This is a genomic window from Pseudomonas sp. TMW 2.1634, assembly GCF_001703595.1.
Lineage (GTDB): Bacteria > Pseudomonadota > Gammaproteobacteria > Pseudomonadales > Pseudomonadaceae > Aquipseudomonas > Aquipseudomonas fragi.
The window spans coordinates 3,766,372-3,777,500 of record NZ_CP016849.1; the positions used below are offsets into that span (position 1 = coordinate 3,766,372).

Consider the following 11,129-nt stretch of genomic DNA (forward strand, 5'->3'; position numbering starts at 1 on the left):
GCTACAGACCGCAAACGCCCTGAACCATCGTTCTGATACCGATAATTCAGAGCATAGCAACGCTGTCAGGGTTTGGCGTTTGCCGGGGCTTGCGTTCGTCCACTTTCCCAGCCGCCGCCCAGGGCCAGGAACAGGTCGATCTGGCTCATGGCGACCTGGGTGTTGGCGGCCGACAATTGCGCACGCATGTCGGTGTAGGTGCGGGTCGCCTGCAAGTCGGCCAGGAACGATTCGCGCCCGGCCTGGAAGAACTGATGGGTCTGGTCGGCCGCCGTTTTGGCCGACTCTTCGGCCTCTGCCAACGCATCGCGGCGCTGCAGCAAGGCGGTGTATTGCACCAGGCTGGTCTGGGTTTCGCGGATGGCGTTGAGCACCACACCGTCGAATTTGGCCAATGCCCCCTGGGTAACGGCCTCAGCTTCACGGATGCGCGCCCGCGAGCCGTTGGTCGGAATGGTCCAGCTCAACATCGGGCCAAAGCCCCAGCGGTTGGTGGGAGCAGTGCCCAGATTGTCGATAATCCCCACCGTGCCAATGCTGGCACCGATGCTGATGTCCGGGTACAGCGAGCCTGTGGCAACGCCGATTTCGGCGGTGGCGGCAGCCAGGTGGCGCTCCGCCTGACGCACGTCGGGGCGGCGCTTGAGCAGCGCTGCGCCGTCACCCACCGGCAACAGCTGGGCGATATGCGGCAGCTCGGCGCAGGTGGCAACACCCGATGGGAGTTGGTCCAGCGGCCTGGCCAGTAACATCGAAAGGCGGAACAGGCCGGACTGGCGCATGGCCTCGTAGCGCGGCAATTCTGCGCGCAACGACTTGAACTGGGTTTCAGAACGGGTGACCTGGGTTGCATCGCCGCGCCCGGCGTCACGCAGGCGCTGGGTCAGGCGGGTGCTTTGCGCTTGCAGCTTGAGGGACTCTTCAGCGATATGGTGCTCTTCATTGGCGGCGCACACTTGGGTGTAGGCCCTTACCACATCCGCTACCAGGGTGATGCGCGCCGTATCCGCCGCGGCCTGGGTCGCATCGGCGTTGGCCTGCGCGGCTTCGATCCCGCGCTGCAAGGTGCCCCACAAGTCGAACTGGTACGAGGTGCTGATGCCCAGGTCACCGACATTGGCCACCGGCACCTTGTCCGCCAGCAGGAAGGCTTCACCGGACTCCTGCAGGCGCTGGGCGCCGGCCTTGACCGAGCCGCTCCAGCCACCGGCCGATTGCGCCTGCTCCACCTGGGCCCGGGCCCGCGACAGGTTCGCCGCAGCGACCCGCAAATCAGTGTTGGAGGCCAGCGCCTGGCGCACCAGTTCGTTGAGCTTGGGGTCTTGATAGAGCTTCCACCAGTCATCGGGGACCGGGGCCGACACCACGTTGGCGCCCTCGCCCGCCAGTTGGCCCTGCAGGTCGGGGCGCTGCATCGCAGCGTCCTTGGGCAACTGGTAATCAGGGCCCAGCAACTGGCAGCCCGACAACAGCAGACCCAGCCCTACGGCTGCCAGGCGAACGGCTTTCATTGCGTGCGCTCCGGGGTGGGCTGGGCCTTGGCCGAGTCTTCGATTATGGACACGGTCGCGGTGCGCCCGGCGATCATGCGAAAGTCTTCAGGCACGTCGTCAAACACGATGCGCACCGGAATCCGCTGCGCCAGCCGTACCCAGCTGAACGCCGGGTTAACGTTGGGCAGCAGGTTCTGGCCGCTGGTGCGATCACGGTCTTCGATGCCCGCCACGATGCTTTCCACATGCCCGCGCAGGCGCGCATTGTCGCCAATCACGCGGATATCGACGCTCTGGCCGACATGGATGCCATCGAGTTTGGTTTCTTCAAAATAACCGTCGATGTGGAACGAGCTGCTGTCGACAATCGACAACACCGGCCGCCCTGCGGTGACGAACTCATTAACCCGGGGGGCCCGGTCGTTGACGTAGCCATCCACCGGGCTGCGCACCACGGTGCGGTCCAGATTGAGCTGGGCGCTGTCCACGGCCACTTGGGCCTCAATCAGTGCGGCCTGGGCACGCATTTCACGGGACTGGCTTTCTTCAAGCAGCTCGCGGGCGACCAGGTTGCCCAGGCCCTTGTTACGGCGGCTTTCACGCTGGGCCTGGGCCAGGGTCTCCTTGCGGTCGGCCACGGTGGCCTCGGCCTGACGCAGCGCCAGCTTGAAGCGTTCCTGGTCAATCACAAACAGCACCTGATCACGGCTGACGGGCTGGTTGTCACGCACATCCACCTGCTTGATCAGGCCCGACACGTCGGGGGCGATTTGCACAATGTCGGCGCGGATATGGGCGTCACGGGTCCAGGGAGCAAACATGTAGTACATGGTCATGCGCCAGACCACGACGCAGGCAAACGTCACCACCAGCAAGGTGAGAACGACACGGCCCAGGGTCAATAAAGGTTTTTTCATGTCATCAGATATCGACTGAACGAATCCACAACGCCGAGTAACAGAGCGTAGAGACCGACGTTGAACAAAGCCCGGTGCCAGACCAGACGGTAAAAGTGCACGCGGGTGAGTAACCCGTGAACCACCAGGAACAACAAATAGGTAATGCCCATCAATACCAGAAGCGTGGGCAGGAATACCCCGCTGATATCTACGTCACCAATCATAGCGGCGCTCCATCAATACCCTGGACCCGGGGATGTGGCAGGTCGTCGTTATCGACAATAAATTCAACGCCCGGCAGCAGGGCCAGGCGCAGGCCGCTGAGGGCGTGCAGCAGGTGCACCCGGGCCTCGCCTTCGTCTTGCAGGTCATTGGCGTTGAGGGCGCGACGGGTGCGGTCCATCGTCATCTGCAGGCCCATTGGCATTGGCAGGCGCTCACCCGCCTTGAGACAGGCACAAAAGTAGTCGCCCACATCACTGACCACCTGGCGCAGTAACAGTTGCGGCCCACCCGTGACCCTGGGCGCATAAGCCAGCAGGTCGAGCAGGTTGAGCGCCACCCGCAAGTCACGCAGGGCGCTGCCCGTGTCCTGCCCGGTCAGGGCCAGGCGCGGCAAGTGCTGCATCAGGCGGTCGAGCATTTGCGCGCCCATCTGCCGGTGCTCGGCCAGGGTGGCGGGCTGGGTCAGGCTGACAATGTCACGCCAGCTGAAACGGGTCAGGCGCTTGGCCGCCAGTTCGGCACCGAACGGGCGTGCGATCAGGGTCCAGACGAAGGCAAACAGCAGGCCGACAGGCCCTGCCAGGTTGGCGTTCATAAATACCATGAAGTCCGCGTCGTAAGCGCCCTGGATGCTGATAAACGAGGCGGTGTTGACGATGGTCAGCAAGGTGCCCAGATAAAAGCGCGGCTGTACGGTCAGGGTACCGACGCAGATAAACGGCACCGCAAACGCCAGCACCAGCATCGGAAAGTCGTGCAGGTTGGGCAGGATCACAAACAGATACAAGCTGGCGAACAGCACCGACAGCGAAGTCCAGAAAAAGAACCGGTAGATCTGCGGCGCCGGGTCATCCATTGCGGCAAAGAAGCTACAAGCCACGGCGGCCAGAATCACCGCACTGGCGCCATCGGTCCAGCCGAGCAGGATCCACAGCACCGAGGCGACGACAATTGCGGTGACGGTTGAGAACGCCGAATAAAGCATCAGCCCGCGATCGAGAAACGGCGTCAGCCGGCCCAGGCGCCAATGCCGGTAGACCGCACGCCAGACCTCACGGTTACCGGTCGAGATGGCTTCCTGCAGGCTGCGGCAGTCTTGCCACAGGTCGATCCATTCACCCAGCCGGTACAGCACGTTGGAAAGCACCAGTTGGCGGCGATCATCCAGGGCGGCGGCGCTGGGCTGCAATGCTTCGAGTTCATGGCGCAAGGCTTGCCACTGCTGGACCGGGGCGCCATCGCGGGTGTTTTCAAGCCAGGCCCTGGCGTGATCAAGCAACGGTGTGACCTTGTCCAGCAGCTCCGGGGCGCGGCGTTCCAGGGCAAAGAGCGCATCATCCAGGGCATCGACCACCGGCAGCAGGTGGATCATGCGCCCGCGCAGCTCCTTGGTATTGCGCACGGTCTGCGGGTGCGCGCCTTCATGGGGCAACTGGCCAATCATCATTTCAAGGCTGTTGAACGTGGTGACCATCGATGAACGCAGGCCGCTGACCTTGCTCGGCTCAATATCGCGGGCCAGGTAGTGCTTGCTGTAATTGCTCGCATCGGCAAACCACTTGGCGGCCGCGTCAATAAACACCGGGGTCAGGCGCCGGGGCCAGAACATGCTGCCGACCACGGCGGCGCAGACGATGCCGAGCATGATTTCCTCGGTACGCGACACTGCGATATCAAAGACATTCAGCGGGTTATCCACAATCGGCAAGGCGATCATGGGCATGGTGTACCCGGCCAGCATGAACACATAACTGTTGGCGGTGCGCAGGTGCAGCGACAGAAACAGCAAAATACCGGTCCACAGGGCGATCACTAGCACCAGTAAAAAGGGGGTCTGGACAAACAGCGGTACAAAAAACACTGCCGCTGCCGCCCCTATCAGCGTACCCAGGGCACGGTACACGGCCTTGGAACTGGTAGGTCCGACAAAGGGGCTGGAGACGATATAGACCGTGGCCATTGCCCAGTAAGGACGGGGCATTTCCATCAGCAGGGCGATATACAGCGCGATCATCGATGCGGCGAAGGTGCGCACCCCGTAGAACCAGTCACGCGCAGGCGGCATGCTGCTGAAAAAACCGTTCAAGAGGCCGCTCCGTCAGGCAGTTGTCCGGCCGCTTCAAAGGCTTTGATCACACGCAATGCCGCTTCCTGGTCAGCCACCGGGATATCGGCCAGAGCGGCCCTTCTCAGTTGTACAAGCTGGGCCTCAATCGATTGCACCAGAGCACGCCCGGTGTCAGTCAGGCTCAGGGTTTTGGCGCGTCGGTCACTGGCATCTTCACAGCGGCGCACATAGCCGGCCTTGCACAGTTGATCGAGCAAGCGCACCAGCGACGGGCTTTCCATCCCGGCAGCATGGGCCACAGTGACTTGCCGCACACCCTCACCCAGGCGGCCGATAATCAGCAGCGGCATGGCGCAGGCTTCGGAAATACCGTAGTTGACCAGCGTAGCCTGGCAGACACGACGCCAATGGCGAGTCGCAACCACCATGCCGGTGCTGATGCTCATTTGCAGTGGATCAAGAGTGTCAGGCAAGGGGCGTCACATAAAGTTAGTTTGCTAACTATTAATATTGCTCGGCCAGAGGATCACAGTCAAGTGTTGCTATTTATTTCTGCTTACCTGCGATCGGTTTTTGCCGCAGCATCAGGTTCAACTGGTCGACGACTTCTGCCCAGTCAGCGTCTTCAAGATGCTCTTCGCGCAAAAAAGCCGCTTGGGCGGGCGTCCAGAAAAAAGCATCTTCAAGCTTGAGATCAGGCTTGAGTGGCGAATGGGTGGTGACAAATTTTTCGATATCTTCCGGGCTGGACGGCAGGCCCAGTTGTTTGAACAAGGATGGCAGGCTATGGGTGGGCTTTTGCATCGAGTTGACTCCATTCAGGTTCAGCGCCGCATTCGGCACCGGGGCAGGTCAAATATAGACGAGCCTGCGTGTCATCGACGGCCACGTCCTGTGCTTTGTGCCAGGCCACGGGAATTGCGCTGAAATCGTCCGGCTGCACTTTGCTGCTGATCAGCCAGACGCGGCCCGGGCCGGGCGGCAGGTCGCTCAAGCGGTCGACATAGATTGTTTGACCGTGGGCATTCACTAACGTGCCAAACCCATAATCATTCGGGCGCCCGGATGTACCATCCTCCAGAGGCGGCGTATAGAGCATGGGCTCGAATCCGGTCTTGTTGTAGTAAACGAAGCTGAAGTACCAGAACAGGTCACTGACCACAATCCGGTCACCGGGCTTGAACTGCTGGTTCACATGCTCGACCAGACGATCGAAATGATCGGCATCGCTACTGAAATTACTGCGCAGCCCCACGGCCTCGGTGCCGATAAACAAGACCAGGATGGCGATGGCCAGCGCCCGCTTGTGCGTAAGCAGACGGTCCACCGCAATGGCTACCAGCAGCGGCAAACCCAGGGCGGCAAACATCACATAGCGCTCGATAAACAGCGGCGAAGCAAAAGACACCGCGTAAATCGCCAGAATCGGCAACAGGGTGTAAATCACGATCAGGCTGGTGAACTTGTGTGGCGTCGCATCACGCAGCGCCATCCATACCATGCTGCCCAGCAGCGCCAGTGGTGACAGCCAGAACACCGGCCAAGGCAGGTTATCACCCTCATCCTGAGTCAATAACTGCCACAGCATGGCCGGCAAGGAGCGGGCATCCACAGCGGGCTCCCAACCCACATCACCGCCACTCTTGAGTTCATCCATGTGCTGCAGCAAATCCACCAGCCCCGGTAGCCAGGGCAGGAACAACAGCACAATGGCGACGTTGGCCAGCCACCAGGCAGGACGCTTGATCAGCCACCGGGTAGCGCGGCCACAAAGCAACAGGTACAGCCAATGGGCGATCACACAGAATGCGGTGAAATAGTGGGTGTAGAAGGCCGCGGCCATCAGCAGGGTATAAATGAGCGGATAACGGTATGAGTGCGGTGTCTTGATCCAGTACACCAGGGCAATCGTGGCGGCGATCAGCCATACCCCCAGCAACGCATACATCCTCACTTCCTGGCTGTAGCGCACGGCGGTGGGCAATAACGCCAGCAGCAAACCCGCCAGCAACGCCGCCCTTTGCGTGGCGACCAACCGCACAAGCCACATACCCAACATGACCGTCACAATACCGGGCAACACACTCAGGGAACGAATCGAGGCAAGGCTGTCACCGAACATCGCCATCCACCCGTGCAACAGCATGAAGTACAACGGTGGGTGAACATCATGGGACGCATGTGACCAGATTTCGGCCAGCGGGTAGGCGCTCAGCATCAGGCTCGAACCTTCGTCGCACCAGATCGCAGAGGCCGTGAAGCCGTAAAACCGTACCCCCGCAGCCAACAGCAAAATACACCACAGCCACGGCTGGCGGACCAGGTGAGTCAGTGCGTTATGGGACGATTCAGGCAGTTGCAGCCGCAGTTCACCCATATCGTTATTGCTGAGTACGCCCATCCTTCACCTGCTGTGCATTGGCGCTGCGACGTGGGCAGCACTGAGTCCGGCGATTGTAGGGCACAGCTCCTGGTAAAAGGGAGCGTGGTGGTGAACCTTGATCAAGAAAGATAGTGGCACGGTGCAATCTCTTATCTCACAGTCACGTTAAACTATAGGCAACAAGGTTTGACAGGGATTGGGTCAGTACCTAACTTGAATTGGATCCAAACAAGCGTGCTGATCTTTCGGCGTAGGTAGTTACAACGTGGCCGTCAAAAATAACCCTCTAAACAGCATAGTTGTATCTGACCCCATACCCGCCCATTTGGCACGGTCAGTGATCGAAGAGACGCTGCGTAACGCCATCCTTGATGGCCGCTTGCCTTGCGGTACAGCCATTCGTCAGGAAGCATTGGCACAGTTGTTTGGTGTCAGCCGCATGCCTGTACGCGAGGCGCTGCGCCAACTGGAGGCTCAAGGTCTGCTGCAGGTTGTGCAATACAAGGGCGCAGTGGTTGCCCCCCTGATCGAAGACAACTCGCTGGAAACCTACGAGCTGCGTTTTTTGCTGGAGGCCCAGGCACTGCGTTTGTCCGTGCCCCTGCTGAGCGATAAGGAACTCAAGGCCGCCGGGGACTTTATCGAGGCACTCGAAATCGAGACCGATTTCGAAAAAATCGGCACACTCAACCGCCAGTTTCATCAGGCACTTTACTGCAAGGCGCCTAATAAAAAGCTGCTGGTATTGATTGAAGCAGGGCTTATTGAAGAGGAGCGCTTCCTGCGCTTTAACCTCAAGCAGATGAACTTGGGCAAGCTGTGCCAGGACGATCACCGGGCCTTACTGCGCCATGCCCGGGCCAACGATGTCGAAGCCTGTATTGCAGAGCTGCAATTGCATCTACAGCGCGGGGTAAAGGCTATTACCTATTATCTGGATACCCTGAAAGCAAAACAGGCCTGACGTTTTAAACGCCAGGCCTGTGGATAACTCGTTACAGCCTTTCGAGCCTCAAATCTTGAAGCTGTCGACCAATTGCTTGAGGCGACTGGCTTGTTGCGACAGCGCATCGCAGTCTTTAAGGGTTTCGTTGAGGTTGACCACACCTTGCTGGTTAAGGAGGTTGATCTGGTTGATATCCACATTAAGGGTTTCAACCACGGCGGTTTGTTCTTCGGTAGCAGCTGCAACCGACTGGTTCATACCGTCGATTTCTTCGATACGCTGGGTCACGCTGATCAAACGGGCACCCGCCTGATTCGCCACCTCGACACTTTCCTCGCTGGACACCTGGCTCGCATTCATGGTGCTGACCGCTTCGCGGGAGCCTACTTGCAGCGAGGTAATCATTTTGTGGATCTCCTCAGCCGACTCCTGAGTGCGATGGGCGAGGTTGCGCACCTCATCCGCCACCACGGCAAAGCCACGGCCCGCTTCACCCGCACGCGCGGCCTCAATAGCTGCGTTGAGGGCCAGCAGGTTGGTCTGCTGAGAGATGCCTTTGATCACATCCAGGATGTGGCCAATATTATCGGTGCTGGCATTCAGGGTTTCGATCTGCTCACACGACAGGCTGATCTTCTGCGAAAGCTCGGTCATGGCCTCAATCGTCTGCTCAACCACCTTGCGACCATCATCAGCCTGCTCACTGGCACCACTGGCATGCTGCGAAGCGTCGGCGGCATTGCGGGCGATTTCCTGAGTAGCCGCCCCCAGCTCGTTGATAGCCGCCGCCACGCTGTTGGTGCGCGCACTCTGCTCGTCCGAACCAATAATGGAAGCGTTGGACGATGCCATCACCCGCTGGGACAAGTCGTGAACCTGGCGAGTGGCCGATGACACTTCGCTGATGGATGCGTGAATACGTTCCACAAACTGGTTGAATGAACTGGCCAGCTCGCCAAATTCATCCTTGTGCTCGATCACCAGCCGGCGTGTCAGGTCGCCTTCACCCTGAGCAATATCCTGCATTGCACGGCCCATCGTTGTCAGGGGGCGCATCAATACACGAATCAGCATGCTCAGCAGCAGGGCGATCGCGGCCACCGCAATAAACATCGCAATCAACGCAGAGGTACGGAATTTCGACAGAGGGGCATAAGCCTTTTCCTTGTCGATCGACTGGCCGATATACCAGTCTGCAGAAGGCAAGCCCGTGACCGGAGTAAAGGACATGATCCTCTCCTGGCCATTGAGCGTCACTTGCTGAATACCCTTCTCAATATGCAGAGCGCTGGACGGGTAAATGTCCTTAAGGTTCTTCATCACCTGGTCCTTGTCCGGGCTGACGATGACCTGACCATCGCTGCTCACCAGAAAGGCGTAACCCAGACCACCGGAATCCACCGAGTTAATGATCTTGACCAGGCTGTCCAGGCTCAGATCACCACCCACCACACCCAACAACTCCCCGTTTTTTTTGACGGGCATGGCGATAGTCACAATCAAGCCACCCACCGCTGCCTTATAGGGCGGTGTCAGCATGGTCTGGCCGGCGTTGACCGCTTGCTTGTACCAAGGCCGCTCGCGGGGGTCGTAGCCTGCTGGCATGGTCGCGTCAGGGCGCTGGGTAAACACGCCATTGGCCTGCCCAACGTAGGTGAACTGGAAATTGGAGGTGAACGCCGGTTGATCCACCAGGCCTGGCAGATCGGCCTGATTGCCCTGATGTGCAACGTTCTGGGCCAGGCTCTCCAGTACCAGAATGCGACCACCGAGCCAGTTCTGCACGCTGCTGGCTGTTAGATTGCCAGCCTGCTGCACCGAGGACTCGATGTTTTGCTTGATCGTGTCGCGCTGCAGGTAGTCGTTGTACAAGGTGAATAACGCAAACGCCAGAACCACGACGCCTGAAGCGGCCAGAAGGATTTTATGGCTGAACTTGAGATTCATAGCATGGGACTTCTTATGCCAAAAGGTGGGATGCGTATGTGATGTACAGCCTTTTCACGGCTCTGCTCACACGCATTGCTCAACAGTCTGTCGGCACCAGTCGCGCAATACTTAGCCGCGTTTAGTTGAAATATGTTTAATCCGACGAAAGCGCAGGGATGGCTCTTGGCATCGTGCTGGGGAGGGGCAGGAGAATGGTGGGGCGCAGGGGATTTACGGCCCGCAAAAACAAAACCCCTGTCTGCGTGAGCAGACAGGGGTTTCGGAATTCAATCTTGACGATGACCTACTCTCACATGGGGAAACCCCACACTACCATCGGCGATGCATCGTTTCACTACTGAGTTCGGGATGGGATCAGGTGGTTCCAATGCTCTATGGTCGTCAAGAAATTCTGTGGCAGATCCGTTATCAAAACGTGCCTGCGAAAACTTGGGACTTCTATAAAAACAAAATCCCCGTCTGCGCGAGCAGACAGGGATTTTGGAATTTAATCTTGACGATGACCTACTCTCACATGGGGAAACCCCACACTACCATCGGCGATGCATCGTTTCACTACTGAGTTCGGGATGGGATCAGGTGGTTCCAATGCTCTATGGTCGTCAAGAAATTCGGTAGCCAGGTCGTTTGCCTTACGGCGCACGCTCCAGCGAATGGGTATGTAATAGTTGGTGTTTTGTGAACCGCAAACTTTCGGTTTGTATCGTCTTCACACACCGCAATTCGCTTCTAAGCAAATTGCTTGGGTGTTATATGGTCAAGCCTCACGGGCAATTAGTATTGGTTAGCTCAACGCCTCACAGCGCTTACACACCCAACCTATCAACGTCGTAGTCTTCGACGGCCCTTTAGGGAACTCAAGGTTCCAGTGAGATCTCATCTTGAGGCAAGTTTCCCGCTTAGATGCTTTCAGCGGTTATCTTTCCCGAACATAGCTACCCGGCAATGCCACTGGCGTGACAACCGGAACACCAGAGGTTCGTCCACTCCGGTCCTCTCGTACTAGGAGCAGCCCCTCTCAAATCTCAAACGTCCACGGCAGATAGGGACCGAACTGTCTCACGACGTTCTAAACCCAGCTCGCGTACCACTTTAAATGGCGAACAGCCATACCCTTGGGACCGGCTTCAGCCCCAGGATGTGATGAGCCGACATCGAGGTGCCA

Annotated in this window: 9 protein-coding genes, 3 rRNA genes and 1 pseudogene (1 of these 13 running past the window's edge); 1 reads left to right on the top strand and 12 read right to left on the bottom strand. The window is 58.7% G+C overall.

Translation table 11 applies throughout. The features are described 5' to 3' along the window. Positions 1 to 65 precede the first annotated feature (65 nt). The 7 genes from BFC21_RS17775 to BFC21_RS17805 all read right to left on the bottom strand — a co-directional run bounded on the left by BFC21_RS17775 (position 66) and on the right by BFC21_RS17805 (position 7,086). The gene (locus BFC21_RS17775) at positions 66 to 1,511 is read right to left on the bottom strand and encodes an efflux transporter outer membrane subunit (protein ID WP_088378535.1); all 1,446 of its coding nucleotides are present in this window, start codon (positions 1,509 to 1,511) and stop codon (positions 66 to 68) included. Continuing rightward, the gene (locus BFC21_RS17780; RefSeq protein WP_088378536.1) at positions 1,508 to 2,410 is read right to left on the bottom strand and encodes an HlyD family secretion protein; all 903 of its coding nucleotides are present in this window, start codon (positions 2,408 to 2,410) and stop codon (positions 1,508 to 1,510) included. Before BFC21_RS17780 ends, BFC21_RS17775 begins: the two co-directional genes overlap by 4 nt. Then, on the bottom strand, positions 2,407 to 2,616 hold the full coding sequence (locus tag BFC21_RS17785) for a DUF1656 domain-containing protein (RefSeq protein WP_016782973.1): 210 nt from the start codon (positions 2,614 to 2,616) through the stop codon (positions 2,407 to 2,409). The genes BFC21_RS17780 and BFC21_RS17785 overlap by 4 nt, the downstream gene beginning before the upstream one ends. Further along, positions 2,613 to 4,703 carry an FUSC family protein gene (locus BFC21_RS17790; RefSeq protein WP_095004414.1) on the bottom strand — a complete coding sequence of 697 codons (2,091 nt, stop codon included), beginning with the start codon at positions 4,701 to 4,703 and terminating at the stop codon, positions 2,613 to 2,615. Before BFC21_RS17790 ends, BFC21_RS17785 begins: the two co-directional genes overlap by 4 nt. Beyond that, the gene (locus BFC21_RS17795; RefSeq protein ID WP_016782970.1) at positions 4,700 to 5,131 is read right to left on the bottom strand and encodes a MarR family winged helix-turn-helix transcriptional regulator; all 432 of its coding nucleotides are present in this window, start codon (positions 5,129 to 5,131) and stop codon (positions 4,700 to 4,702) included. The genes BFC21_RS17790 and BFC21_RS17795 overlap by 4 nt, the downstream gene beginning before the upstream one ends. Before the next feature lie 100 nt (positions 5,132 to 5,231). After that, a complete protein-coding gene (locus BFC21_RS17800; protein WP_016782968.1) occupies positions 5,232 to 5,489 on the bottom strand; it encodes a DUF2789 domain-containing protein in 258 nt (85 codons plus the stop codon). Then, positions 5,470 to 7,086, bottom strand: a complete 1,617-nt coding sequence (locus BFC21_RS17805) for a glycosyltransferase family 39 protein (protein WP_095004416.1) — start codon at positions 7,084 to 7,086, stop codon at positions 5,470 to 5,472. The genes BFC21_RS17800 and BFC21_RS17805 overlap by 20 nt, the downstream gene beginning before the upstream one ends. Before the next feature lie 247 nt (positions 7,087 to 7,333). On the opposite strand from BFC21_RS17805, the gene BFC21_RS17810 reads away from it, so the two are divergent. Next, positions 7,334 to 8,032, top strand: coding sequence for a GntR family transcriptional regulator (locus tag BFC21_RS17810; protein WP_095004417.1), 699 nt, complete (start codon positions 7,334 to 7,336; stop codon positions 8,030 to 8,032). Between the two features lie 48 nt (positions 8,033 to 8,080). On the opposite strand, the gene BFC21_RS27855 is transcribed toward BFC21_RS17810, so the two are convergent. The 5 genes and pseudogenes from BFC21_RS27855 to BFC21_RS17830 all read right to left on the bottom strand — a co-directional run. Next, positions 8,081 to 8,866 carry a methyl-accepting chemotaxis protein gene (locus BFC21_RS27855; RefSeq protein ID WP_369782720.1) on the bottom strand — a complete coding sequence of 262 codons (786 nt, stop codon included), beginning with the start codon at positions 8,864 to 8,866 and terminating at the stop codon, positions 8,081 to 8,083. Between the two features lie 69 nt (positions 8,867 to 8,935). Further along, positions 8,936 to 9,961, bottom strand: a pseudogene (locus BFC21_RS27860) (cache domain-containing protein); the annotation flags it as partial. A gap of 273 nt (positions 9,962 to 10,234) precedes the next feature. Then, positions 10,235 to 10,350: ribosomal RNA gene (gene rrf, locus BFC21_RS17820) — 5S ribosomal RNA — on the bottom strand. Positions 10,351 to 10,455: 105 nt separating this feature from the next. Then, positions 10,456 to 10,571 (bottom strand): 5S ribosomal RNA (rrf, locus tag BFC21_RS17825). Positions 10,572 to 10,717: 146 nt separating this feature from the next. Further along, positions 10,718 to 11,129: ribosomal RNA gene (locus tag BFC21_RS17830) — 23S ribosomal RNA — on the bottom strand (it continues 2,482 nt past the right edge of the window).

Coding starts and splice junctions, on each gene's coding strand:
- BFC21_RS17775 (WP_088378535.1), bottom strand. CDS start 1,511: ATGAAAGCCGTTCGCCTGGCAGCCGTAGGGCTGGGTCTGCTGTTGTCG.
- BFC21_RS17780 (WP_088378536.1), bottom strand. CDS start 2,410: ATGAAAAAACCTTTATTGACCCTGGGCCGTGTCGTTCTCACCTTGCTG.
- BFC21_RS17785 (WP_016782973.1), bottom strand. CDS start 2,616: ATGATTGGTGACGTAGATATCAGCGGGGTATTCCTGCCCACGCTTCTG.
- BFC21_RS17795 (WP_016782970.1), bottom strand. CDS start 5,131: ATGAGCATCAGCACCGGCATGGTGGTTGCGACTCGCCATTGGCGTCGT.
- BFC21_RS17800 (WP_016782968.1), bottom strand. CDS start 5,489: ATGCAAAAGCCCACCCATAGCCTGCCATCCTTGTTCAAACAACTGGGC.
- BFC21_RS17805 (WP_095004416.1), bottom strand. CDS start 7,086: ATGGGCGTACTCAGCAATAACGATATGGGTGAACTGCGGCTGCAACTG.
- BFC21_RS27855 (WP_369782720.1), bottom strand. CDS start 8,866: ATGGCATCGTCCAACGCTTCCATTATTGGTTCGGACGAGCAGAGTGCG.